The sequence below is a fragment of the Nocardiopsis nanhaiensis genome, assembly GCF_054778635.1.
The window spans coordinates 1-23,353 of sequence record NZ_BAAGZJ010000016.1; the positions used below are offsets into that span (position 1 = coordinate 1).

21 protein-coding genes, 4 tRNA genes and 2 pseudogenes are annotated in these 23,353 nt (G+C 69.4%); 6 read left to right on the plus strand and 21 right to left on the minus strand.

Annotation, left to right across the window (positions count from 1 at the left end):
• Positions 1–202: 202 nt before the first annotated feature.
• The 13 genes and pseudogenes from ACYVD1_RS10030 to ACYVD1_RS10090 all read right to left on the minus strand — a co-directional run bounded on the left by ACYVD1_RS10030 (position 203) and on the right by ACYVD1_RS10090 (position 14,723).
• Positions 203–1,927, minus strand: coding sequence for a serine/threonine-protein kinase (locus tag ACYVD1_RS10030; RefSeq protein ID WP_460770571.1), 1,725 nt, complete (start codon positions 1,925–1,927; stop codon positions 203–205).
• Between the two features lie 268 nt (positions 1,928–2,195).
• Positions 2,196–3,296: a cytochrome P450 family protein gene (locus ACYVD1_RS10035; RefSeq protein ID WP_460770574.1), complete on the minus strand. Its 1,101-nt coding sequence runs from the start codon at positions 3,294–3,296 to the stop codon at positions 2,196–2,198.
• Positions 3,293–4,579: a cytochrome P450 family protein gene (locus tag ACYVD1_RS10040; protein ID WP_460770778.1), complete on the minus strand. Its 1,287-nt coding sequence runs from the start codon at positions 4,577–4,579 to the stop codon at positions 3,293–3,295. Before ACYVD1_RS10040 ends, ACYVD1_RS10035 begins: the two co-directional genes overlap by 4 nt.
• A gap of 273 nt (positions 4,580–4,852) precedes the next feature.
• Complete coding sequence (locus ACYVD1_RS10045; protein ID WP_460770577.1) at positions 4,853–7,177, minus strand: heavy metal translocating P-type ATPase; 2,325 nt, start codon at positions 7,175–7,177, stop codon at positions 4,853–4,855.
• A gap of 18 nt (positions 7,178–7,195) precedes the next feature.
• On the minus strand, positions 7,196–7,381 hold the full coding sequence (locus ACYVD1_RS10050; RefSeq protein WP_460770579.1) for a hypothetical protein: 186 nt from the start codon (positions 7,379–7,381) through the stop codon (positions 7,196–7,198).
• Position 7,382: 1 nt separating this feature from the next.
• Positions 7,383–7,592, minus strand: a complete 210-nt coding sequence (locus tag ACYVD1_RS10055) for a heavy-metal-associated domain-containing protein (RefSeq protein WP_460770581.1) — start codon at positions 7,590–7,592, stop codon at positions 7,383–7,385.
• A gap of 354 nt (positions 7,593–7,946) precedes the next feature.
• On the minus strand, positions 7,947–8,546 hold the full coding sequence (locus ACYVD1_RS10060) for a GNAT family N-acetyltransferase (protein WP_460770583.1): 600 nt from the start codon (positions 8,544–8,546) through the stop codon (positions 7,947–7,949).
• Positions 8,547–8,800: 254 nt separating this feature from the next.
• Positions 8,801–10,297 (minus strand): alanine/glycine:cation symporter family protein, encoded by a 1,497-nt coding sequence (locus tag ACYVD1_RS10065; protein WP_460770585.1) that lies wholly within the window; start codon positions 10,295–10,297, stop codon positions 8,801–8,803.
• Positions 10,298–10,445: 148 nt separating this feature from the next.
• Complete coding sequence (locus ACYVD1_RS10070; RefSeq protein WP_460770587.1) at positions 10,446–10,733, minus strand: GNAT family N-acetyltransferase; 288 nt, start codon at positions 10,731–10,733, stop codon at positions 10,446–10,448.
• 126 nt (positions 10,734–10,859) lie between these two features.
• A complete protein-coding gene (locus ACYVD1_RS10075; protein WP_460770589.1) occupies positions 10,860–11,798 on the minus strand; it encodes a DUF5996 family protein in 939 nt (312 codons plus the stop codon).
• Positions 11,799–11,921: 123 nt separating this feature from the next.
• Positions 11,922–12,692, minus strand: a pseudogene (narI, locus tag ACYVD1_RS10080) (respiratory nitrate reductase subunit gamma).
• A gap of 14 nt (positions 12,693–12,706) precedes the next feature.
• Complete coding sequence (gene narJ / locus ACYVD1_RS10085) at positions 12,707–13,429, minus strand: nitrate reductase molybdenum cofactor assembly chaperone (protein WP_460770591.1); 723 nt, start codon at positions 13,427–13,429, stop codon at positions 12,707–12,709.
• Positions 13,430–13,451: 22 nt separating this feature from the next.
• Positions 13,452–14,723, minus strand: coding sequence for a molybdopterin-dependent oxidoreductase (locus ACYVD1_RS10090; protein WP_460770593.1), 1,272 nt, complete (start codon positions 14,721–14,723; stop codon positions 13,452–13,454).
• A 163-nt stretch (positions 14,724–14,886) separates the two neighbouring features.
• Here ACYVD1_RS10090 and ACYVD1_RS10095 point away from each other — a divergent pair.
• Positions 14,887–15,120: pseudogene (locus ACYVD1_RS10095) on the plus strand (MFS transporter); the annotation flags it as partial.
• 62 nt (positions 15,121–15,182) lie between these two features.
• Here the strand turns inward: ACYVD1_RS10095 and ACYVD1_RS10100 are convergent.
• The 3 genes from ACYVD1_RS10100 to ACYVD1_RS10110 all read right to left on the minus strand — a co-directional run bounded on the left by ACYVD1_RS10100 (position 15,183) and on the right by ACYVD1_RS10110 (position 17,004).
• Positions 15,183–16,043: a CPBP family intramembrane glutamic endopeptidase gene (locus ACYVD1_RS10100; RefSeq protein ID WP_460770595.1), complete on the minus strand. Its 861-nt coding sequence runs from the start codon at positions 16,041–16,043 to the stop codon at positions 15,183–15,185.
• An 89-nt stretch (positions 16,044–16,132) separates the two neighbouring features.
• Positions 16,133–16,861 carry an rRNA methyltransferase gene (locus tag ACYVD1_RS10105; protein WP_460770597.1) on the minus strand — a complete coding sequence of 243 codons (729 nt, stop codon included), beginning with the start codon at positions 16,859–16,861 and terminating at the stop codon, positions 16,133–16,135.
• Between the two features lie 68 nt (positions 16,862–16,929).
• Positions 16,930–17,004: transfer RNA gene (locus tag ACYVD1_RS10110), tRNA-Asp, on the minus strand.
• Between the two features lie 98 nt (positions 17,005–17,102).
• Here ACYVD1_RS10110 and ACYVD1_RS10115 point away from each other — a divergent pair.
• The 3 genes from ACYVD1_RS10115 (at position 17,103) to ACYVD1_RS10125 (ending at position 18,839) form a co-directional block, all read left to right on the plus strand.
• Positions 17,103–17,510 (plus strand): RNA-binding S4 domain-containing protein, encoded by a 408-nt coding sequence (locus ACYVD1_RS10115; protein WP_460770599.1) that lies wholly within the window; start codon positions 17,103–17,105, stop codon positions 17,508–17,510.
• A 9-nt stretch (positions 17,511–17,519) separates the two neighbouring features.
• A complete protein-coding gene (locus ACYVD1_RS10120) occupies positions 17,520–18,176 on the plus strand; it encodes a phosphotransferase (RefSeq protein WP_460770601.1) in 657 nt (218 codons plus the stop codon).
• A gap of 168 nt (positions 18,177–18,344) precedes the next feature.
• Positions 18,345–18,839, plus strand: a complete 495-nt coding sequence (locus ACYVD1_RS10125; RefSeq protein WP_460770603.1) for a hypothetical protein — start codon at positions 18,345–18,347, stop codon at positions 18,837–18,839.
• Here ACYVD1_RS10125 and ACYVD1_RS10130 read toward each other — a convergent pair.
• A complete protein-coding gene (locus ACYVD1_RS10130; protein ID WP_460770606.1) occupies positions 18,836–19,621 on the minus strand; it encodes an alpha/beta fold hydrolase in 786 nt (261 codons plus the stop codon). The genes ACYVD1_RS10125 and ACYVD1_RS10130 overlap by 4 nt on opposite strands.
• A 158-nt stretch (positions 19,622–19,779) precedes the next feature.
• Here ACYVD1_RS10130 and ACYVD1_RS10135 point away from each other — a divergent pair, with 158 nt between their 5' ends.
• Positions 19,780–20,709, plus strand: coding sequence for a PP2C family protein-serine/threonine phosphatase (locus ACYVD1_RS10135; RefSeq protein WP_460770608.1), 930 nt, complete (start codon positions 19,780–19,782; stop codon positions 20,707–20,709).
• 135 nt (positions 20,710–20,844) lie between these two features.
• On the opposite strand, the gene ACYVD1_RS10140 is transcribed toward ACYVD1_RS10135, so the two are convergent.
• The 4 genes from ACYVD1_RS10140 to ACYVD1_RS10155 all read right to left on the minus strand — a co-directional run bounded on the left by ACYVD1_RS10140 (position 20,845) and on the right by ACYVD1_RS10155 (position 22,813).
• Positions 20,845–20,918, minus strand: a tRNA-Phe gene (locus ACYVD1_RS10140).
• A 28-nt stretch (positions 20,919–20,946) separates the two neighbouring features.
• Positions 20,947–21,021: transfer RNA gene (locus ACYVD1_RS10145), tRNA-Asp, on the minus strand.
• A 90-nt stretch (positions 21,022–21,111) separates the two neighbouring features.
• Positions 21,112–21,184: transfer RNA gene (locus ACYVD1_RS10150), tRNA-Glu, on the minus strand.
• 96 nt (positions 21,185–21,280) lie between these two features.
• Positions 21,281–22,813, minus strand: a complete 1,533-nt coding sequence (locus tag ACYVD1_RS10155; protein ID WP_460770780.1) for a metallophosphoesterase family protein — start codon at positions 22,811–22,813, stop codon at positions 21,281–21,283.
• Between the two features lie 96 nt (positions 22,814–22,909).
• On the opposite strand from ACYVD1_RS10155, the gene ACYVD1_RS10160 reads away from it, so the two are divergent.
• Entirely contained in the window at positions 22,910–23,260 is a 351-nt protein-coding gene (locus ACYVD1_RS10160; RefSeq protein WP_460770610.1) for a metallopeptidase family protein, read from the plus strand.
• Positions 23,261–23,353: the final 93 nt, after the last annotated feature.

Sequence of the window (23,353 nt, forward strand, 5' to 3'; positions counted from 1 at the left end):
CTGGCACAAGGCCGAAGAAGGAGTTCCCCTGCTGTGCGCTGCCTCGCAAGCTCGGCAGCATCGCACAGCGGGGGCCCGCCCGGGTTCGGCTGTCGACTGAGAGATGCGCAGTGACAGTGCCGCTGGGCGACGCGCAGCAGAGTATGTGTCCGCCGAGCATGCCCTAGCCCCGCCCTGTCCTCGGCGAGCCCGGTCCGGCGCCTCAGTCCGCGGGCTCGAAGGACTCGGCGATCCGGTCCAGCAGGGCGTGGTTGACGCCCTGGGGCTCACCGCTCACCAGGAACAGCGCGTACCCGATGTCCTCGGTGTGGAAGCCGCGGTTGATCGCGTGCATCTCGCCGTCGTTGCCGTCGAAGGTGAACTCCCAGTCCGCCGCGCTGACGTAGTCGTCGGCCCAGCCGGAGTCCACGTCCTCGATCCCGATCAGCGAGTAGCCGCCGAAGTTCTGGCTGCCGACGGGCTCGAAGTCGCGCCAGTCGTCCCCGGCGTCCGCGTTCGGGTTGTCGGTCCGGTCGACCAGCAGGTAGCCGCCGTCGGGGTTGCGGAAGTAGACCATGTCACCCTCGGGGTCGACCTCCCACTCCTCGGGGACGTCCAAGGAGTAGCCGCTGTCGTCCTCGTAGAGGTCGAGGAAGTCCCACTCGTCGTCCTCTTCCTCCTCCGGCTCCTCGTCGGCTTCGTCCGCCGCGGCCTCGTCCTCGTCGGCGGTGTCGTCGGCCGTCTGTTCCTCGCTCGAACCGGCTAGGCCGGTGTCGGGGTCGTCGCCCGGGCGGTTCATGCTGACGAACAGGGTGGTGGCCGCGGCCCCCACCAGCAGGACCAGCGCCGCGGCGGCGACCACGAGCGTCCGCTTCCCGGCTCGGGACCCGCGGGTGTGCCGCGCCCCCTCCGAGGACGGCGGCGCGCCGGGGACGGCCCCGGCCGGCTCCGCGGGTGTGTCCTCGGCCGGGTCGGGCTCGGCACCGCTGACCGCCCGGGCCACCGTCCCCTCGGAACTGACGGCGTTCCAATCCGGTGCGTCTTCGGTCCCGGTCGGCTCCGGCGCGGGTTCCGTGGCTGGGAGCGCGGGCGACACCGCGGTGGTGCCCGCCGAACCAGCGGAGTCGCGGATCCCGATCAGGAGGCTGCGCACCTCTTCGGTCGTGGGCCGGTCCTCGGGGCGCTTCTCGGTCAGTGCCTCCAGGACGGGACGGAGCGGGCCCGCTTTGGGGGTCTCCGGCAGGTCCTGGGTGACGATGGCGGTCAGGGTGGCCATCGGTGTGGGCCGGTCGAAGGGAAGCGTGCCTTCTACTGCTTGATAGAGGGTGATACCGAGCGCCCACATGTCCGAGGCGGCCGTGGCCGAGCGGCCGTGGGCGACCTCCGGCGCGAGGTAGCTCGGCGAGCCGATGAGCAGCCCGGTGCTGGTCAGGTGCGTGGAACCGTCCAGGTGGGCGATGCCGAAGTCGGTGAGGACGGCCCGGTCGTTCCCGGCGATGAGCACGTTGCCCGGCTTGATGTCGCGGTGCACGATACCGTGCTTGTGCGCCTCGCCCAGCGCGGCGGCCATCTGCTCGCCGATGTGAGCGGCCCGCCGCACGGGGACCGCACCGTGGTCGCGCACGAGGTCGCCCAAGGAGGGCCCCTGCACGAGCTCCATCACGATCCACGGACGGCCGTCCTCCTCGGCCACGTCGAACACGGTGATGATGGCCGGGTGGCTGAGCTGGGCGGCGCTGCGGGCTTCGCGGAGCATGCGGGTGCGCAGTACCTCGACCTCGTGTGGCGGGAGGTTGGGCGGAGTGGTCAACTCCTTGACCGCGACCGGCCGGTCCAGCAGGGTGTCCGTTCCCTTCCAGACGCGACCCATACCGCCCGCACCGATGACCTCGTCCAGGCGGTACCGGTTGGCCAGGATGCGGCCGGGGTCGGCTTCCGAACTGTTCATGTGTGTGCGCAATCCTCTGAGGGGAGGGGCCTTCACGGTAGAAGGGCATGACGGGAGGCGGGGCAGGGCAGGGGGGATCGGGGGCCACCTTGAGTCTAGAAGCCGGGACGCCTCTTCGCTGCTTCCCCGGAGGTGTCAACTGTGTCCCCACCAGGCCACAGACCTGCCCAAAACACCCCTGAAATGCGAGGACCCCGTCAAGGAGCACCGACGTACCCCTTGACGGGACCGGAAAATCCGGGCGTGTCCCGGCTGCGGCCCTCCCGGCTCAGCCGTCGAGCCGTACCGGCAGGGCCTCGACGCCCGCGGCGATGATGGAGGGCGACTGGGTCAGCTCGGCCTCGGCCACCGCGACGTCGAGCTTGGGGAAGCGCTCGAACAGGCGCGGCAGCACCTCGTTGACCTCCATGCGGGCCAGACTCGCCCCCAGGCAGTAGTGCCGACCGTGCGAGAAGGCCAGGTGCGAGGTGTCCTCACGGGTGATGTCGAAGTCCCCAGCCGTCGATCCGTACTGTTCGGGGTCCCGACCGGCCGAAGCGTAGCCGAGCATCAGTGCCTCGCCCTTGGGGATGCGCACCCCGCCCAACTCCATCTCCTCGGTGGTGTAGCGCATCGGTACGTACTCCCCGGGCGGGGTGAGGCGCAGCACCTCCTCGATGGCCTTGGACCACTCGACCCGGCCCTCGACGATCAGGTCCAACTGGTCCCGGTGGGTGGTGAGGACCCGCACGGCGTTGCCGATGAGGTTCATCGTGGTCTCGTAGCCGGCGCTGATGAACAGCACCAGGTTCCAGATGAGCTCGTCCTCGGTGAGCTGGTCCTCCTCGTCACGGGCGGCGATGAGGGCGGTGGTCAGGTCGTCGCCCGGCTCTGCGCGCTTGGTCGCCACCAGCTCGGTGAGGACGACCCACATGTCGGAGAAGATCGTCATCGCCTCTTCGGGCGTGACGCTCTGGTCGAAGAAGACGCCGACGAGCCGGTGCAGCTTGGGCCGCATCTCCTCGTCCAGGCCGAACAGGTCGCTGATCACCGTGAGCGGCAGCGGCTGCGCGACCAGTTCCTTGAGGTCGACGACCCCGTCCTCGCTCTGCTCGGCCGCCCGCTCCATGTCGTCGAGCAGGGAGTCGACGACGCCCACGATCGCCGGCCGCAGCTTCTCTACCCTGCGCGGGGTGAACGCCTTCGAGACCAGCTTGCGCAACCGGGTGTGGTCCTCGCCGTCCTTGGACAGCATGTTCTCGTTGATGATCCAGGAGATCAGCGGCCAGTCCGAAGGAACCTCACCCTCGTTGAACGCCCTCCAGTACTGCTTGCTCTTCTGGACCCGGGGGTCGGCCAGCGCGTCGCTGACCGCCTTGTGCGAGGTCACGACCCACGCATCAACCTGACCAGGAAGTTCGACAGGGACGACAGGGGCGATGTCCCTGAGGTGGTCTGCTTGTGCGCTGATGTTTCCGGGGGCGAGTCGGACGCGGTCCAAGTTGTTCCTTCCACTGGCGTGGGGTTCGGCGGGGGTTGGGGGTCGAACTGCACGGGAAGTTCGACCGGGATCCAGGACAGCGCCGACAGGTGCCAGCGCAGGTTCTCCGGCGGCACTGCCAGGCGCAGTCCGGGAAGTCGGTCGAGGAGGGTGCGCAGCGCGATGATGGTGATCGTCGTGGCCTCCTCCCGCGCCGGGCAGCGGTGGACGCCGGCGCCCCAGGCCACGTGGGCCCGGTTGCTCGACTCCGCCATCTGCTCCGCGTTCTCCTCGACGAAGAAGCGGTTGGCGGCGGCGAAGCCCAGCAGGATCGGTTCGCCCGCCTCGATGGTGCGGCCGCCGCCGAGCGGCACGTCCACCCTCGGGTAGATGACGGGGTAGTTGGTGATCGGGGGGTCCCGCCACAGGACCCGGTCGACGGTGTCGGCCAGGGCGGTCTGGGAAGGTGTCCTGCCGCTCGCGATGTTGGGATCGGTGAGGACCGCCCGCACCCCCGCGTTGATGAGGTTGGCGGTGGGCTCGTTGGCGGCGGCCACCACCAGGAGGAGCTGCATGATCACCTCCTCGTCGCTGAACGCCGCGCGGTGCTGGATCAGCCGGGTGGTGACGTCGTCGCCGGGCTCGCGGTGCTTGGCGGTGACCACCTCGGACAGGGCGCGCTCAGCCTCGGCGTTCGACTTCTCCGCGTCGATACCGAGCCAGAGGTTGCGCATGGCCTCGACGAAGCGCACGCCCTGGTCCCGTTCGAAGCCGAACAGTTCGTTCATGACGAGCAGCGGCAGCATCCGGGCATACTCGTTCAGGGCGTCGGCCTGCCCCCTCGCGCAGAACTCGTCGACGAGTCCGTGCGCGTACCGCTCGGTGATCTCGACCAGCCGCTCCGCCCCGATCGCGCCAAGGCTGTCGGTGAGCGCCCGGCGGTAGCGCTGGTGCTCGGCGCCGTCGACGAAGAGGGCGCTCGAGCGGGGGGCCATCATCGGCAGCACGGCAGCGTCAGCGTCGATCCTGCCCTCGCGGAAGTCCTTCCACAGGCGGGCGTCGTGCCCGAACGTGGTGGTGTCCCGGCTCCAGGAGATCAGGGTGGTGTAGTCGGTGACCAGCCACCCGTGCACACCGGGTTCCAACTCGACCGGGACCACCGGGCCGTGTTCGGCACGCATCTGGGCGTACACGGCGTAGGGGTCGGGGTGCGGCTCTTCTTGGTAAAGCTTGGCGCGGGGACATCCAGTCGTCACGGGGACCTCGGCTGTGCGGGGGTTGGGGCTGTGGCGCTGCGGGACCGCCATTTCAGGCTGATGCGGACAGAAGGAAAACCGATCGGGTCTGCGCGGAAACCCCACACGGGTGAGGTACCGCGCAAACCCTAGCGGCTTCGTCGGCCGGAGACGAGGTCCGAGTCCCCTCCGAGAGCGGACATTCAGTCCGTTATCTGGCGTTTTATTGTTTTATTTCCTTGACCGCACGCTGTCGGCCGTGTGCGGGACGTCCCGAGCGGCAGGAGCCCCGGTCAGCGGGCGGAAACGGCGCAGCCGCTGGCTGTTGCTCACCACGAACACGCTGGACAGGGCCATCGCGGCCCCCGCGAGCATCGGGTTGAGCAGCCCCGCCGCCGCCAGGGGCAGCGCGGCGGTGTTATAGGCGAAGGCCCAGAACAGGTTGCCCTTGATGGTGCCGAGAGTGCGCCTTGACAGTCGCACGGCATCGGCGGCCGCCCGCAGGTCGCCCCGGACCAAGGTCAGGTCGCTGGCCTCGATGGCCACGTCGGTGCCGGTACCCATGGACAGCCCGAGGTCGGCCTGGGCCAGCGCTGCGGCGTCGTTGACCCCGTCGCCGACCATCGCCACCGCGCGGCCCTCGTCCTGGAGCCGGGTGATCACGTCGACCTTCTCCTTGGGCAGGACTTCGGCGATGACCTCCTCGATCCCCACCTCGTCGGCGACAGCCCTGGCCACCGCCCGGTTGTCTCCGGTCAGCAGGATCGGAGTGAGGCCCAGGCCCCTGAACTGGCGGACCGCCTCGGCACTGGTGGGCTTGACCGCGTCGGCCACGTCCAGCACCCCTCTGGCCCGGCCGTCCCAGCCCACCGCGACCGCGGTGCGCCCTTCGGATTCGGCCGCCTCCAGTGCCAGGAGCAGGTCCTCGGGCAGCTCCTGGGACCACTCCGCCAGGAGCGCGGCACGGCCCGCCAGGACGGCGCGGCCCTCCACGATTCCCTGGACACCCCGTCCCTCGATGTTGGCGAAGTCCTCCGGGGTGGGCAGGTCGCCGCCCCGGACCATCGCTCCCGTGGCGATCGCCCGCGCGACGGGGTGTTCGGAAGCGCTCTCCAGTGCGCCCGCCAAGCGGAGTACCTCGTCCTCACTCTCCCCCTCGGCGGCGGTCACACCGGTCAGGGTCATCTTCCCGGTGGTCACCGTGCCGGTCTTGTCCAGCACGACGGTGTCCACGCGGCGGGTGCTCTCCAACACCTCGGGGCCCTTGATGAGGATGCCGAGCTGCGCGCCGCGACCGGTGCCCATCATGAGCGCCATCGGGGTGGCCAGACCCAAGGCGCAGGGGCAGGCGATGATCAGCACCGCCACGGCGGCGGTGAAGGCCGCACCCACCGGGTCTCCGGTCCCGAGCCAGAAGCCGAGCGATCCGGCGGCGAGCAGGATGGCGCCCGGGACGAACACCCCGGAGACCCGGTCGGCGAGCCGCTGAACGGCTGCCTTGCCGTTCTGCGCTTCCTCCACCAAACGCGCCATCTGCGCGAGCTGGGTGTCGGAGCCGACCCGGGAGGCCCGCACAACCAAGCGGCCGCCCGCGTTGACGGTCGCGCCGGCCACGGCCGAACCCGGCGCGACCTCGACCGGGACGGACTCGCCGGTGAGCATACTCATGTCGACGGCAGAGGTGCCCTCCTCGACGGTGCCGTCCGTGGCGATCTTCTCGCCGGGCCGGACCACGAAGCGGTCCCCGACCTCCAGCCGGTCCACGGGGACGAGCTCCTCACGGGCCGAGGCGCCCTCGCCCCGCAGGACGGTGACCTCTTTGGCCCCCATCTCCAGCAGGGCCCGAAGGGCGGATCCTGCGTTGCGCTTGGAGCGTGCCTCGAAGTACTTGCCCAGGAGAATGAAGGAGGTCACGCCGGCCGCGACCTCCAAGTAGATATTGGCCGCGCCGTCGGTGCGGGCGATGGTGAACTCGAAGGGGTGCGTCATGCCCGGGATCCCGGCGGTACCGAGGAACAGGGCGTAGAGGGACCACAGGAACGCCGCCGACACACCCAAGGAGACGAGGGTGTCCATGGTGGCGGTACCGAGCCTGAGGTTCTTCAGCGCGGCGATGTGGAAGGGCAGCGCGCCCCACACCACGACCGGCGCGGCCAGGGCGAGGGAGGCCCACTGCCAGTAGGTGAACTGCAGGACCGGGGCCATCGCCATCGCGATGACGGGGACGGAGAGCACCATCGACACGAGAGCGCGGTTCCACAGGGCCCGCGTCGGGTCGTCCGGGTCGGCACCTGCTTCCTCGGCGGCCGGTTCGGATTCGGGGACGGTGGCGCTGTAGCCCGCCTTCTCGACCTGGGCGACCAGGTCCTCGACCGGGAGCGTCCGCCCTTCGAAGGAGACCCGGGCCTTCTCGGTAGCGAAGTTGACCGAGGCGCTGACGCCCTCCATCTTGTTGAGGCGCTTCTCCACCCGGTTCGCACAGGCCGCGCAGGTCATCCCGCCGATAGCGAGTTCGACCTGCCCCGCTTCGGCGGGCGCCGTCTTGCTGCTACTCATCTGTCGCTCCTGGCCGCGCTAGTGTTCTGCGCCGTTGTCGCCGTCGTGGTCCTGTTCGCTGTCCACGGGTTGCTCCACGCTCTCCGAGTGCCCTTCCGGGGGCTCCGACAGGACGGGGCCGACCATGGAGCCGACCCCGAACGCCGCGGCGAACACGACCACGAGACCGGCCGCGTAGAGCCCGAGTTTCGTGGCCACTCCCATGTCAGCCAGCCACCTCGTACCCGGCCTCGTCGATCGCTGCGCGCACGGCCGAGTCGTCGACCTGGCCCTCGCCGATCACCGTGACCTGCTTTCCTTCGAGGTCGACTTTGACGTCAGTGACACCGGCGACCCCGCCGACCTCCTCGGTGACCGAGTTGACGCAGTGCCCGCAGCTCATGCCCTCGACGGTGTAGACGATGGTGCTAGCCATTGCTGCCTCCTGATGCGATCTGCCGCGCTGCTTCGCGCGCTGACGTTCCAACACGGGCCAATATACCCCCCAGGGGTATCTACTTGTCAAACGCCCACGACGCACCGTCGGGCGCGCGTTCGCCAGACTACCCCAGGGGGGTACCAAGCACAGGTAAAGCCCCTGTCACCACAGGACAGGGACTGGAGGGCGGGGCCAGGGGAAGGGACTGGGGAAAGGGCAAGGGCCGAAGGAACGGACCGGGGGGGGCCGGGGAGCTGACAGGGAGGCGGGGAACGGACTGAAGGCGGACCAGGGGGCGAATCAGCACCGAAGAGGGTTAGCGGATATACCCTCCCCCCGTTTACGGGAGCCCTACTCTTCCTTCAGTTCGAGCCGGGCCACCACGCGCTCGCTCAGGTGGTGCCCCGCGAGGGTGAACCCGGCGCGGCGGAACATCTCCACCGTCCCCGTGTACACCTCGGCACTGGGGGCGCGCCCCCCGACCGTGTCGACCGGATAGGCCTCCAAAACCCGCGCCCCGCCGGCCCGCGCGAAATCGATCGCTCCGTCCAGCAGGCGACTGCCCAGCCCTCGACGGCGCCTCCGCGGCGGCAGCCAGAAGCACACCAGCGACCACACACCGGGCTCGTGGGGGTCGACCGGGCGCAGGGTCCGCGAACGGGACAGGCGGATGAAGTCCTCGCGCGGCGCCACCGACACCCAACCGCAAGGGCCGTCCTCGTCATAGGCGAGCAGGCCGGGCACCCGGCCGTCCAGCGTCAGTCGGCGCAGTTCTTGCTTGTTGTCCTGACCACGGGTGGCGCGATCGCACGAGACGCTCGCCGTGTGGTCCTTTGCCCTTCGGCGGAAGAACGTGCACCAGCAGTGCCCGTACGCTCCGGTCGGTCCGAACAGGTTCTCCAGGTCATCCCACCGCTCGGCGGTGGCGGGCTCGATTGAGACGATGGACATCGGACTCCCTCGCGAGACACAACACTGACCGCCACAACTGTGACCCAGCACACTAGCGATGATCCGCTGTGACCGAAAGAACACAGATGCCGGAAAACGCCTACTGTTAGGGATTTGTGTGCCTTTTCGCGGAAACCGAGTTGCTCCGCGAGGCCCCGGGCCCTCTGAGGGACCCCAGTGCCACGGAGACGGGGGAAACAGCGCGGGGCGTGCCCGGCCCCACCCGGACACGCCCCGTTTCACGCTCTCCTCTGTCAGGGGGAAGCCTGCCCCTTGCCGGACTCGGCCTTCTCCTCAGGGTCCCAGCACTCCACACCGCGCAGGTCGGGCAACCGGTCACGGCTGAACACCGGGTCCAGACCCTGCCTGCGCTGATCCGTGTAGTCCTTGAGCAGACGACAGGCGATCACCGTCAACGGGGCGATCGCGATCAGGTTGATCAGCGCCATCATGCCCATCGTGGTGTCGGCCAGGGTCCAGATCAGGTCGATCGTCCCCAGCGAACCCAGGAAGGTGGCGGTCAGGAAGACCACCTTGTATCCGAACAGCACGTTGCGGTTCTCGGTCAGGTACTCGAGGTTGGACTCGCCGTAGTAGTAGTTGCCGAGCACCGAAGTGAACGCCACCAAGGCGATGATGAAGGTCATCAGGTGCAGGGCCCAGGGGCCGAGCATGGCCATGAGGGCCATCTGGGTCAGGTCGCCCTCGATCTGGCCGTCCATGGCGCCCTGGTAGCCGAGCAGGATGATGAACGCGGTGACCGAGCAGACGATCAGAGTGTCGACGTAGACGCCCAGGGTCTGTACAAGGCCCTGCTTGACCGGGTGCGTGACCGAGGCGCTGCCCGCGGCGACCGGAGCGGAACCCAGGCCCGCCTCGTTGGAGAACATACCCCGGCGCACGCCCTGGATGATCACGACACCCAGCGTCGCGGCGGCGAACTCACCGAGACCGAAGGCGTTCTCCAGGATCAGCACGAACATGCCCGGGACGAGCTCCCAGTTCAGCGCCATGAGGACCAGGCCGATGACGATGTACAGGCCCGCGAAGAACGGGATGAGCGCCTGCGCCGTCTGCGCGATCCGGCGGACCCCGCCGAAGATCACCAGCGCGGTGAGGACCACCAGCAGGCCGCCGATGGCCGCGGAGAACATCATGGTCTGCTCAGTGCCCAGCTCGCTGGCGGAGTTCCCGACCGCGTTGGTGATGGTGTTGCTCTGCACCGCGTTGAACACCATCGGGAAGGTCAGGATCAGGATGACCGCGAACAGCACCGCCGCCCAGCGCTGCCCCAGACCGCGTTCGATGTAGTAGGCGGGACCGCCGCGGAAGCCCGCGGGATGGCGGACCTTGTACAGCTGCGCGAGCGTGGACTCCACGAAGCTGGCCCCGCAGACGACGAGAGCCATCAACCACATCCAGAAGACGGCGCCGGGACCGCCCAGGGAGATGGCGATGGACACACCGACGATGTTGCCGGTACCGATCCGGGCGGCCGCCGAGATCATGAAGGCCTGGATGGAACTGACGGCCTTCTTGCCGTCAGGGGCGATCTCGGGCTTGCTTTTCAAGACCCGGAACATCTCCGGAAACATGCGGAACTGCACGAGCCCCGTCCTGATGGTGATGTAGAGGCTCACCCCCACCAGGAGGGGGATCAGGACCCAGGCCCAGAAGATGTCGTCGTTGAAGGCGCCGATTGCGTCGGTGACGCTGGCGTCGAGTGTGGCTGCTTCCTCAGCAAGTATCACGAGGGCTGGGCTCCTTTGCTCCAATGAAGACAACCGCCATCCCATGCCCACATAGTGGGACGAAACACCCCAACGGCACCCTCTGCGGCCGGATGGTGATGCTTCCGTGACTGAACCCTCACTCACCCTGGCGGGGCAGTTGCCTGCGTCAACCCTCGTGGACGAGGTCCGCGTAGTCCGGGTTGCGCTCGAGGAAGGCCCGGGCGAACGGGCAGATCGGCATGATTCTCAGTCCTTGCTCCCGAACCTGGTCCAGCGACTCCCGCATCAGCGCGCTGGCCACACCCTTGCCTTCGAACTCCGGCTCCACCTCCACGTGCGGGAGGGCGAGTACCCCCTCGGCGACCAAGTGGTAGGCCGAGAATCCGACCACCCTGCCGTCCGCGCTTACCTCGTACCTAGACCGCTCCGGCACGTCAACGACGGACAGATCCATGCCACTACTCCCGCTTCGTGCGTCTTCCGCGCACGAGGTGCGCGCGTGGTGGGCCCCACAGGATGTCACGTTCCCACATGGGCCCACCCCGCACACATCGGGACGAGTGCACAGAACCGGGCGGGCTCAGTGCCCCGCCAGATAGGGGTCGGTCACCCCGCCGGGGCAGGCCAGACCGTCGATGTCCCAGCCGAGCCTGCCCGCGCCCGCCCGGTAGGCGCTCTCCAGGAACTCGAGGACCACCGCGTGCGGGTCCGGGTGCTTGCGGACCTCCGCGTAGCGCAGCAGTGCCAGGTGGCCGTGGCCGCTGGACACCCACTCCGCCGCGGCGGGGGTGAGCGGCTGGCCGGTCAGTCCGTCGGGCTCGGGGGCGGCGTAGGCGTAGAAGCAGGGCTCGGGAACGTTGTCGTCGCCGAACCAGAACCCGAAGCTGACCACCTCGCGCGAATAGGCCTCGCGTACCAGGCCGCCCGCTTCCCGGGGCTGGTCGACCGGGTGCGGTGAGAACCGGGTGACGGCGATGTCGAACGTGTGCCAGAAGTGGTGCACCGGGCTGGTCTTGCCGGAGAACCCCGCCGCGAACTCCTCCAGCACCAGGTTCACCTGGCTCAGGACCTGCCAGTACCTGGTGGCGTGTTCCGGCACATAGGTGGCGTGTTCGTGGTCCTCCACAAAGGGCCGGGTGGCGTCCGGCAGGTCGAAGGGGTGCGCGATCGCGATGCTGCCGTCCACCCCCAGGCTGTCCAGGGCCGACTGGAACTGGAGGTAGAACGAGGAGACGCTGTGCCCCTGGAGCGGGAAGGAGGCGGTGTGTCCCTCCAGGTTCGAGGCGACCAGCTCGTGGCGGACGAAGTCGAAGTCCACCGTGAAGACCGGGTTGCCGTCCGCGAGCCCCATCGGGCGGGACGTGATCCCGCTGCCGGTCAGGTGGAAGGGCACGTTCCACCAGTGGTTGCGGCGGGGGCTGTGCTCCAGCCGGACCTTGCCGACGATCTGCTCGAAACGGTGGATGGTCTGCTTGGTGTCGTACCACTCATCGAGCGGGAACGCTGGGAACAGCTCCATGGTTGACGGGTCTCCTCATGAGTATCTCGAAGCGGCGGTCAGCGGCGGCGGGACCGGGCCGACCGGGCCCGGATGCGGGTCCGGGTCCGGCTTCGGAACCGGATCCGGGTCCGGGTTCGGCGGTCACCAGCCCCGGCGCGTGGCCCGCTCGGACTGCCCCGCGGCGGCCGGGTGCGGATCACGCGTGCGGTAGACGATGCAGGGGCGGAACAGGTATCCGATCGGCGCGCTGAAGGCGTGCACGAGCCGGGTGAACGGCAACAGCGCGAACAGGGCAAGCCCCATGAGCGCGTGCAGTTTGTAAGGAGCGGAGGCGGCGGTCATCGCCGCGATGTCCGGCTGGAGTATCCAGATCGACCGGAACCACGGCGAAACCGTCTCCCGGTAGTCCTGAGTGTCCCCGCCCGCGACCTCCACACCCGCGAAGTAGACGGTCATTCCCAGGCCGTTCAGGTGGCCAGCACCAGAACCAGGTACATCGCCTTGTCGTTGCGGGTGGTGGCGCTGAAGACCGGACCGACCGTGCGTCGGCGCCAGACGAGCAGGGTGATCCCGGCGAGCGTGCACACCCCGGCCACCAGGCCCATCGACAGCGCGACCACGTGGTAAACCGTGTCGGAGATTCCCAGTGCCCGTGTCCACGTATCGGGAACGAGCAGCCCCACCACGTGGCCGACGATCACCACCAGCAGGCCGAAGTGGAACAGCGGGCTGCCGATCCGCAGTATTCGGGACTCGTAGAGCTCTGAGGAACGGGTGGTCCAGCCGAACCGGTCGTAGCGGTACCGCCACACCAACCCGCCCACCACGAGCACCAGCACCGCGTAAGGCAGCACGCCCCCAGAGCAACAGGTCGGCGAGGCCGTAGCCGCCCGTGACCGCTTCCCTTCCCAACGCCGCCTCCCCGCTCAACGCTGCCTCTCCGTGATGTCGGTCAGCGGCAGCGGGGCCCGGGGGCGCACACCGTAGGGCTCCATGCCCACGTCCTCGGCGGGCGGCCCCTCAGCGGCCAGGCGGCGCATCCGCTCCTCGTCCGCGCGCCGTGGCGCCGGAAGGGTGTGCCGGACCGCGTCGACCACCCGCGCGTAGGGCGTGCCGTGTTCCCCCAAGGACTGGGAGAGCAGTTCGAGACCCGGTCGGAAGTTCACGAGCAGCTCCTGACCAGAGTCAGCGTCACCCCGCGCGGCGAACTCCAGCATGACGGCGAGGTGGTCGGGCAGCTCGCGGGCGGACACCCGCCACCCCGCTTCGGCGTAGACCCGTTTGACCTCGGACAGCGCGTGGCCGCGGCGCCGGGTGTCGCCGTCGGTGTAGTAGGTCATGTGCAGCGCCCTGCGGCGGCGCAGGTCGAACACCTCCACGTAGTGCTCGGCCAACTCCAGTTCTGGCGTGGTGGCGGCGTGCTCACAGAACTCGAGCAAGTCGACGCGGGGCTGGCCCTTGGGCAGTTCCGCCGCGGCTCGCGCCGCCAGCGGAAGCCGTTCGAAGAAATCGGTGTCCGGGTAACCGAGCAGGACCGATGCCGCCTGGTGGGTCACGGCCTTCGCGTGCGCCCTGCGCGCGGCCCGCCCGGCCCCCAGCCAGCCCGTTCCGCCGACCGAGCCCTTTTCCCTACCGTTGGTGGTGCTCATGTTGGACCTCCCTAGGGAGTGTTCAGTGGATGCTGCCCCTTGCTTCGCCGTTGTCGGTACCGCCGTCCGCCCGGGGCGGGAAGAGCCCCCGCGGACGTCCGTTGCCGTCCCAGTTCAGAAGGTTGACTCGGCCGTCCGTGGCCGCCGCGCCGCCGACGGTGCCGTCACCGGTCTGGCGCTCACGGAGGGCGTGGAAGGTCTCCGCGGAGGCCGCGACGGGCCGCCCGGAGGCCTCACCGAGCGGGACGTCGCCCATGCCGCCCGTGCCGGGACCGCCGTCGAAGTCCAGGCTGCAGCCGACCTCCTCGATCACACCCCGGTCGGACTCGTCCACCCCGAAGGCCGTGGGCACGACGTACCGCTCGTCGTACTTGGCCAGGGCGAGCAGCCGGTACATGTCTTCGATCTCGGTGCCGGTCATGCCGACCGCGGACGCGATGGACTCGTCCCGTTCCTGTCCGAGGTTGACCCGGCGCATGTAGGAGCGCATCGCGGCGAGCCTGCGCAGGACCAGCTCCACCGGTGCGGTGTCCCCCGAGCTGAACAGCTCGGCCAGGTACTCGATCGGGATCCGCAGGGTGTCGATGGCGCCGAAGAGGTTGTCCGCCGACTCACCGTCGTGTCCGGTCCGCGTCAGCGTGTCCACCACCGGGGACAGCGGGGGGACGTACCAGACCATCGACATCGCGGGGATCGGCGAGAACCCGGCGATCCGGTCGGGTCCGTACTTCTTGATCGTCAGCACGTGCGCGGCGGCCGCGATCTCCAACGCCTCATCCCACGTGCTCCGGACGAGCCCGCCCTTACCCCGCGCCCGCTGGTAGCGGCTGCGCTTCCCGGGATCCGTGGTGATCTCCTCCCAGGCCAGCACCGGATCGCCCAGGCGTTCCCGCGCCTCCCGGTACATATCCACGAGGACCCCGCGCGCGTGCGGATATCGCACCCGCGTCGGAGAATAGGTGTACCAAGAGAAAGCGGCGCCACGCGGGCAGCCCCGGGGTTCGTACTCGGGCCGGTCCGGGACGACCGAAGGATAATCGGTCGCCTGGGTTTCCCAAGCAATGATCCCGTCTTTGACATAGACATCCCAAGAACAGGAACCAGTGCAGTTCACGCCGTGCGTGGAACGGACCACCCGGTCGTGGCTCCAGCGGTCCCGGTAGAACACGCCACCCTGACGCCCACCGTGCCTCACCTGCGCACGGTCACCGCCCAAGGGCTCAGAACGGGTCAGGTAGTTCCCCAACCCGAGCAGGTATTCTCCGGCTCCCCCGCTTTTGCCCTGCGCCGCCATAAGGAAGACACCCCGTTTGCCCGAACATTGCCCGAGATGAAAGCAGGGCCGCCCACCAGCGGCCACATTCCGTTAATGAATATGCCTTGTCCGGCAGGGAAGTCATATCTCCCACACCGCATTGGGTGACAATCTCCGCAGATCGAGAGATGAAGGATCCGCAATGCGCACGGAGGCTGGGGAGCGGACGGCCCGCTCCGGAACCGCGGGCGGGAACCCCGCCCTCGCGACGGCGACGTTCGCGCCGACCTTCTGGGCCTGGAACCTGATCGGTCCGTTGTCGCGGACCTACCGCGAGAACCTGGACCCGACGCCGACGCAGACGTCGGTCCTGGTGGCCTTCCCCGTGTTGGCGGGTTCCCTCGGACGCATCCCCGTGGGCACCCTCACCGACCGCTCCAGTGCACATCGGGCTTCGTCCTGCTGGCCCTGGCCGTGCTGATCGTGGCTCTGTACACCTCACGCGCCTTCCTGGACGTGGGCTGAGCCGCGCGCGGAGCGCATACCCAGGAGGCCGCGGGTGGCCAGGACGGCGACCACCGCCACCAGGACCCACACCCCGGCCTTGACCGCGTCGAAGAACAGGAAGCCGGGCGGTTCGAAGGAGAACGCGTCTTGGTAGGGCCAGCCAAGGGTGTTCTCCATGGTGTGCAGCAGGGACACCAGCAGGATGCTCCCGCCGGTCCGGTTGAACAGCCACGTGTAGAAGAAGGTCGCGGCGGTCACGCTGACCAGGAACACGGCGTTGTCGGCGAGCCAGCCCGGTGATCCGATCGCCAGCGGCAGGTGCCAGGTGGACCACAGGAGCCCCACGAGCGCGCTCGCGACGAGCGGCCCCCAGCGCTCCTGGAGGCTGGGCAGGGCCAGGCCCCGCCAGCCGAACTCCTCCCCCAAACCCGCGAGCACGAAGACCGCCGCGATGTTGACCGCCGCATTGGTCCAGGCCCCGGTCGAGGGCGCGGCGGCCTGCCCCGGGAAGAGGGCCGCGGCGATCGCGTAGGCGGCGCCCATGAAGCACAGGGGAAGCCCCAGGAGTACCAGAGCGTAGACCCACCAAGGCGCTCGCCACAGCAGGAGCCGCCGCCCGAGGGCCCGCACCCCGGTACCGCCCCGCGCCGCGTAGGCGACGAGGAAAGCGCTCACGCTCGGCCCCACCAGGATCAGGGGCACCATCCTGGTCAGGGCGTCACCCGCTCCGGCGGTGAGGAACAGGTAGGGCCAGCTCAGCCCCAGAAGGAACAGGTAGAAGACGGCGACCTCGTGCCGCCGAACCCAGGCCGAGAAAGTCCCGAACGGTCCCGTGTACGCCGTTGCGTCCATCGCACCTCCCGAGCGACCACCTCCCCCGCCCGGAAGCTCCCCACCCGCGGAGGAACGGGATGGTTGTCCACAACCTGTGGAGGAAACGCTCAGACCGAGGTGAGGTCCCTGGCGCGGACCAGGGCGGCAGACCGGTTGCCGACCTTCACCCGCTCCAGCGCCCGCACGCCCTCCGGAAGTGCGACCCGGCGGGTCCGCGCGGTCACGACGGCCACGGCGTGCGGGGGCAGGACCCGGCCCATCGAGGCGAGCAGCCCTCGGACCGGGGCCTCGTCCGGGACGGCGCCTTCCCACTGGGTCATCTCGCCGTAGGGCACGTCCGTGATCACCAGATCCGCGTCGACCGGCTCGGTCAGCCCGAACACGTCGGCCACACCCGTGGCGTGGGGGAGGTCCCCGCCCATCGCGGCCAGACCGGCGGCCAGGTCGCGCGCCCCCTCGGCCCGCTCCACGAACGCCACCCTCCCGAAGTCCCGGGCCGAACGGCGCAGTTCCCGCTCCCGCTCGGCCATGCCCTCCGCGGTGAGTAGTTCCAGGTTGCGGGCCGCGATGGCCACGGCGTCGTCGTCCACGTCCGTGGCCCGCACGTGTGTCAGCCGGTCGCGGTGCAGGAGGCCCAGGACGGTCACCAGGTACCCGCTGCCGCAGCAGGGGTCCCAAAGGCGCACCCGGTCGCCTTCGGCGTGCACCATGGCGCGCTGGAGGAGTTCGCTCGCAAGTCTCACGGGGAACCCCGGATACCCGGGCGCGGAACGCAACACCTGACCACTCGCCAACGCCGAGTGGTCCGTACGCTCTGTGGCGTACCGGTAGCTCACAACCGTCCCTCTCGTTTCCCCGTCAACGCCGAAGGCCCGGTGTCTGGGACACCGGGCCTTCGATGATGCGGTCCTGACGGGATTTGAACCCGCGGCCTCCACCTTGACAGGGTGGCGAGCACTCCTAACTGCTCCACAGGACCTCGTTGCGTCTACAACTGTAGCGCGACTTTGGAGCGCTTCGTACCGCCGTCGGCCTAGAGTGGCTCAGAACGCACCCGAAAGCTCGAGAGGACCTCGCGTGAGCGACTCGTCCGCCCAACTTCCCGCCGGCCCGGACTCCACGCGGGTCGACCGCTGGCTGTGGGCGGTCCGCCTCGTCAAGACCCGCGCCGACTCCGCCCAGGCCTGCCGCGGCGGGCATGTCCGCGTCAACGACCGCCCGGCCAAACCGGCCACGACGGTCAAGGTCGGCGACGAGGTCCGGCTCCGCCTGCACGGCACCACCCGGATCGTTGATGTGAGCCACATCATTCTGAAGAGGGTCGGTGCCCCGGTCGCGGTCCGCTGCTACAAAGACCGCACGCCCGCCCCGCCACCGGAGGCCGCCGCCCCGGTGATCCGCCGGGACCGGGGCGCGGGACGGCCCACCAAGAAGGACCGCCGCAAGCTCGACCAGCTCCGCTCGGAGTTTCCTCCCCCCATCTGAGGAGCCACCGTGACCTCCTGGGTCCCCCTCGCCTCCGGGCGCGACGCCGACGTGTTCGCCCTCGACGCCCACAGGGTGCTGCGCCGCTACCGGCACCCCGTGGACAGCGGGCCCGAGGCCGCTGCCATGACTCACGTGGGAACCCACGGCTTCCCCGTACCCGGGGTACTCCGGGCCGAGGGCGCCGAGATGGAGATGGACCGACTGTACGGCCCCACAATGCTCGACGCGTGCCTGAACGGCGACGTGACAGCGGAAGGGGCGGCCAAGACCCTCGCGGCCCTCCAGGGGCGGCTACACGCGCTCCCGCCCCGCTCGGACCGGGGGCCGGTGCTGCACATGGACCTGCACCCCGGAAACGTGGTGCTCACCTCCGGCAGCCCGGTCGTGATCGACTGGACCAACGCCCTCGACGGGGATCCGGACCTGGACCTGGCGGTGAGCGCGCTGCTCCTCGCCATGGTCGCGGACAGCGGCCCGTCGGACCTGGCCGCGGTGGCCGCCGCCGCTCTGCCCCACTACGTGAGGCACGCCCAGGGCGACCCGGCCCGCCTGGTCGACGACGCGGTCGCCCTGCGCCTACGGGACCCCAACCTCAGCCACGATGAGCTCTCCAACCTCCCCAAGAGCGCCGACCTCGTCCGCCGGATCCAACGGGACCGCTGATCCTGGCCCAGGACCTCGCGCGGGCCCCTCTAGTGCGACCACCACCGGCGCGGAGGTGGTGGGTCCCGCGCGAACCAGCGTCCGCGCACACCTGAAAACGGCGGGCCCGCCCCGCGACAATCGCCGCAGAACCACCACGGGGACGGCGAGCACGACGGGGGCCGAATCATGGCAAGGACGGCGCGGGGCGGCACAACGGGCGTTACTACGGGGGCGAACGGCCTCCCCAAGGCGGTCAGCGCGGCCACCGCGCTGTGGATCGGCGCCGTGGCCGCGGGCGCGGCCGAGGCCGCGATACACGCGTGGGGCCTGCAGAACGACGGCATGTCCTGGAGCGGCCTGCTTCCGGGCTTGGGCCTGCGCGCGCTCGTCTACGCCGTGGTCCTGACCGTGGTGGCGCTCTTCCACCAGGGGCACCGGTGGGCCCGCTGGGCGCTGGCCCTCGGGCCCGGCGCCGTGGGCACGTTCAGCCTCGTCGTGGAGTCGGCCGGTTGGCTTCTGGGCGGCGGGGCGGCCGACGGAATCCCGGCGCTGACCGGGGAGTTCGTGTCGATCGCGGCACTGCGCGCCCTGCACCTGCTCGCCGTGATCTCCGGGGTGGTGCTGATGTTCCGCCCCTCGGCCAACGCCTACTTCGGGGGCCGGCCCCGGCCGCGTTACTAGAGGGGGTTGGCGGCGAGGAATTCCAGGACCGCCTCGGTGGCCTTCGGGGCCGCCTCGTGCGGATAGCCGTGGCGAGCTCCCTTCAGGACCAGCAACTCGGCGCCGGACACGCGTCCGGCGAGCAGTTCGGCGTTGCCGACCGGGGTGAGCTCGTCGTCCTCGCCGTGCACGACCAGCGTCGGTGCCTGGATCCGGGGCAGCAGATCCCAGCCGTCGTGCTTCAGGCTGGCCTCGTAGTGGCGGCGCTGCGCGCGCAGCGGGTTGCGGGGCAGGATCCGGGTGACGGTCTCGGGGTGCGCGTCCGCCCACTCCGGTGTGTAGAAGAGGTACGCGATCAGGTCGCGCCCCTCCTCGGTGCTGGCTTTGCGCAGCGCGACCGACGCGTGGTGGGGGCGTTCGACCTCGTTGCTCCCGCCGGGCGCGGTCGCGCCCAGGACCAGGGCGCCGACCCGTTCCGGGGCGATCGCGGCGAGCGTCTGGGCGATCTTGCCGCCCATGGAGAAGCCGTAGACGTGTGCCCGCTCGACGCCGAGGTCGTCCAGGACCGCGAGGGCGTCCCGGGCGAGCAGTTCCATGCTGTACGGCCGGTCGAGGGGTACGTCACTGCCGCCGGTACCACGGGTGTCCATCCGCACGACCCGGTAGCGTGCGGCGAAGTCCTCGTACACTCCGTCCCACATCTCGTGGTCGAGTGACTGCCCGTGGATGAGCAGCAGGGGTTCTCCCGCACCGTGGACGTCGTACCAAAGGCGGGTGCCGTCTGCGGCGGTCGCGTGGTTCACATGAGCGGACACTACCGGACGAAGCGCTCTTTCCACCCGGTTAACCGGGAACCTGTTCGTGACGCAACCGGGCGAACCAAACACCCGGTTGCGAGCATCTCCCAGGTCCCATCCTCTGTGGATAGAGGTCCCACACGAACGCGGCTGAAGGAGTGCGTATGAGTTCCCCCGTCATCGCCACCGACACCGACCAGGGACCCCGGCCCAGCCAGCAGGACGCATTCTCCTACCTCCTCGAACCAGAGTCCGGGGGGTGGCGCGCCGCACTGGCCGACGGTTTCGGGGAGCACCCGGCCACCGCCGAGACCGCGCAGCTCGCCGCGGACACCGCCGTCGAGGCCCACGGGGAAGCCGCGGACGCCGTGCTCGCGGCCACTTTGGCGATCGGCCGGGCCCACCCCGGAGCGGACTGTGTGATGGCCCACGCACGCCAGGACGCCCCGGACGACCCCATAGACATCGCCTGGGTCGGCGACTGCCGCGTCTGGACCTGGAGCCCGAGCGCGGGCCTGCGCCAGCACACCCGGGACCACACCTACGGTCAGGAGCTGCGCGACCTGTGGGTCGCTGAGGACCTTGCCCAGATCGGCGACCACGCGGTGACGACGTCCGTCGCGACGGCCGTCGTCGACGACATCGGGACCGCCACCGCGCCCGCCGCCGACCTGACCCTGTTCACCTGCGACGGCATCCACGACTACGTGGACGAACGCCTGCTGGCCGAACTCGTCACCGACCACGCACACGACCCCGACACCCTGGTCCACGTCCTGGTGGACGCCGCCCGCGAGGCCGAGAGCACCGACAACGCCACCGCACTGGTGATCGGATCGAGCCGGAAAGCCGCCGCGCCCCCGCACCTGACCCGCCAGGAACGCCTCCTGAACGGCCTGGAAAGCTTCGGCGGCGCCGGGTTCGAGGACGACCTTCCCGAGGACGCGGAACGACTCATGCGCACACTGGCCGATGACCGCGCCGCCGGGATCGCCTGCGACCGCTTCCTGCTGCGCGACGGCACCACCTACTGGTGCACGAAGGACTCCGACCACACGGACCACCATGTGAGCTGGCACGGCGTCACGTGGTGACCCCTTCCCCGTGACCAGGGGCGGCCCGTCCTCTTCGGGAGGCCCACGGCCGGCCACCGGCAACCACCGGCGCACGAAAAGGCCCCGCCACCTGTCTTCGCAGGTGGCGGGGCCTTTTTGCATGTCTGTGTGTTGTGGCTAGGGGCGGGGTCGAACCGCCGACCTTCCGCTTTTCAGGCGGACGCTCGTACCAACTGAGCTACCTAGCCGCGGCGCCGATTGCCTCGGCGACGCTTGCGGTCCTGACGGGATTTGAACCCGCGGCCTCCACCTTGACAGGGTGGCGAGCACTCCTAACTGCTCCACAGGACCTTGTTCAGTTGTCACACTCGGCCGGGCTGGCCTCGTGTGTCGCTGCGGTACTCATTCTGCCAGATGTCCGACAGTGCTCTGACCGCTTCGTACCCCCAACGGGATTCGAACCCGCGCTACCGCCTTGAAAGGGCGGCGTCCTGGGCCGCTAGACGATGGGGGCCCGTGTAGACAGCACAAGCATAGGGGAGATTCCCATTAACACCAAAGTGAATACCTCAGGCGGGCGAAACCTCCGCTACCTGCGGGGACTCGGAAGCTACGACGGGCCGTCCTCCTCGGTGGGTTCGTCCTCGGGATCCTCGGTCGGATCACCCACCGGACGCTCCGGATCCCCCTCGATATGCCGCTCGACCTGCGCGGACGTGAGGCCGACGCCACCGAGGTCCACGTCGTCGCGGGCCTGGAGGCGGCCGGTTTCGGCATCGAAGTACAGAACCGAAGCCTGGTACGGCGTCGGCCGACCGTCTCCGTGATCCAGCCCACCCAAACCGGCCCCGCCGGTGGACCCCTGGACGAGGAACCGGGTTCCCAGCTCGGTCAGCTCGGTGGAGCGCAAGTGTTCGTTGCCGACCAGGACGAGCGGCACCACTCCGTCGAACGGCCATCCCTGGGTGCGCGAGTGCAGGATCGCGACGTCCACGTCGGACCCGCCCTCAGCCACTGCGTCCGCCTGTTCCTCACCCAGGGAGGCCACGCCTGCGGCGTCGGGGTTGTCCAGGGTCGCGTCCGGGGTGAACCGGGGGTCTCCCGCTCCGTAGAAGGTGAGACCGCCGACCTCCTCTGTGTCCCCGTCCAGGACGACCGCGTTTTCCTGGGACTCCACCGCGCGCTGCGTTCCCATGGAGTCATGCTCCCCGCGCACCCACACGTAGGGCACGTCCAGGTTGCCGATCTCGTCCGCGAAGACGTCCTCCGCTGCGCTGCCGCGGTCGGTCAGGTCACCGGAGTCCACGACCACGTCCACCCCGTACTGCTCCTGGAGTGTGCTGATGATGCTCCAAGACGCCGGGTTGAGCTGGATGTCCGACACGTGCAGCACGGTGACGACCGACTCGTCGTCCTCGTACACCGGCATCGCGGACGTGGCCTCGTAGATCATCGTCACGTTGCCGACCAGCCCGGCGAGCTGCTCCTGGTATTCGCTGAACTGGCTGAACACGTCGTCGGCGCTGCCCACCACCTGGGGGGCTCCCGCGATGAGGCCCGTGTAGCGCGGCTCGGCGATGGCGCTCGGGTTGAAGGTCAGGGCGGCCAGCCCGCCGGAGGCCGTCAGGACGGCCAGCGAGGTGGACGCGCTGGCCAGGGCGCGCCACGCGTTGCGGAACAGCAGGAGGCCCATCAGAGCGGCACCTAGCGTCGCCGCGAGCGCGGAGCGCAGGACAACGGCCCTCACTCCGTCCGTGAGGTCGGCGCCGATCCCCGCGGCCATCCGGTCGATCGCGTCGGGGTTGGCGAACATCTCCTCCGCGGCGGAGAGCCGGATGTCGCTGATGGTCGCCTCGAGCTTCAGGGGACCCGTGTGCGTGTCGAAGGCCAGCTGGCCCAGCGGGGCGACGTTGACGACCGTCTCACCGTTCCACTGCGGGCTCACGGAGAAGGTGACGTCTGCCGGGCCGATCGGCGTGACCACCTGACCGGCGAGCGCCAGCCCCAGCCAACCCCCGGCCAGACCCGCGACGACGACACAGCTCCAACGCCAGACCCGCCCGGCACTCCATCGTTTGAGGGCTCTCTTGGACCGGTCAGCGGCCCCACGGAAGTCGTAAGCGCGGATCTTTCCCCAAGACAACACACCCCCATCATGCCGCCGCCGGGGACTCCTCCCAATATTTTCTCCCGCCCAGAGTGTTATGTCTCTTCCTCGCCGCTCCGAGGAGGCAGCACAATGGCAGGCGTGGTTGAACTGATGCGCAGGGACTTCGAGGAACTGGTGGCCGACGCCCTGGACCAGATCCCGCCAGAGCTGGCCCAGCTCATGGACAACGTGGTGATCACCGTCGAGGACGAGTCCCCGGAGGGCTTGCTCGGGCTGTACGAGGGGATCCCGCTGACCGAGCGGGGCGACTCCTATTTCGGGGTGCTCCCGGACCAGATCTTCATCTACCGACGCAACATCTGCGCGATCTGCGAGACCCCGGACCAGGTCGTCCAGGAGGTTCTCATCACCGTCGTGCACGAGATCGCGCACCACTTCGGTATCGACGACAGCCGACTCACCGAACTGGGCTGGGGCTGACCCCCAATGACGGCCTCCCGGGTGGCGTCCTCCGCGAATAGCCATCCGCTGATCCCATAAATTTCACCCGCCTGGATCAGGGTTCCACATTCG

What these genes read in the sequence shown, in the direction of transcription:
- ACYVD1_RS10135 (WP_460770608.1), top strand. Translation starts at nt 19,780, where the DNA reads ATGAGTTCCCCCGTCATCGCCACCGACACCGACCAGGGACCCCGGCCC.
- ACYVD1_RS10030 (WP_460770571.1), bottom strand. Translation starts at nt 1,927, where the DNA reads ATGAACAGTTCGGAAGCCGACCCCGGCCGCATCCTGGCCAACCGGTAC.
- ACYVD1_RS10090 (WP_460770593.1), bottom strand. Translation starts at nt 14,723, where the DNA reads ATGGCGGCGCAGGGCAAAAGCGGGGGAGCCGGAGAATACCTGCTCGGG.
- ACYVD1_RS10100 (WP_460770595.1), bottom strand. Translation starts at nt 16,043, where the DNA reads ATGGACGCAACGGCGTACACGGGACCGTTCGGGACTTTCTCGGCCTGG.
- ACYVD1_RS10050 (WP_460770579.1), bottom strand. Translation starts at nt 7,381, where the DNA reads ATGGGAGTGGCCACGAAACTCGGGCTCTACGCGGCCGGTCTCGTGGTC.
- ACYVD1_RS10125 (WP_460770603.1), top strand. Translation starts at nt 18,345, where the DNA reads ATGGCAAGGACGGCGCGGGGCGGCACAACGGGCGTTACTACGGGGGCG.
- ACYVD1_RS10045 (WP_460770577.1), bottom strand. Translation starts at nt 7,177, where the DNA reads ATGAGTAGCAGCAAGACGGCGCCCGCCGAAGCGGGGCAGGTCGAACTC.
- ACYVD1_RS10075 (WP_460770589.1), bottom strand. Translation starts at nt 11,798, where the DNA reads ATGGAGCTGTTCCCAGCGTTCCCGCTCGATGAGTGGTACGACACCAAG.
- narJ (WP_460770591.1), bottom strand. Translation starts at nt 13,429, where the DNA reads ATGAGCACCACCAACGGTAGGGAAAAGGGCTCGGTCGGCGGAACGGGC.
- ACYVD1_RS10160 (WP_460770610.1), top strand. Translation starts at nt 22,910, where the DNA reads ATGGCAGGCGTGGTTGAACTGATGCGCAGGGACTTCGAGGAACTGGTG.
- ACYVD1_RS10055 (WP_460770581.1), bottom strand. Translation starts at nt 7,592, where the DNA reads ATGGCTAGCACCATCGTCTACACCGTCGAGGGCATGAGCTGCGGGCAC.
- ACYVD1_RS10070 (WP_460770587.1), bottom strand. Translation starts at nt 10,733, where the DNA reads ATGGATCTGTCCGTCGTTGACGTGCCGGAGCGGTCTAGGTACGAGGTA.
- ACYVD1_RS10060 (WP_460770583.1), bottom strand. Translation starts at nt 8,546, where the DNA reads ATGTCCATCGTCTCAATCGAGCCCGCCACCGCCGAGCGGTGGGATGAC.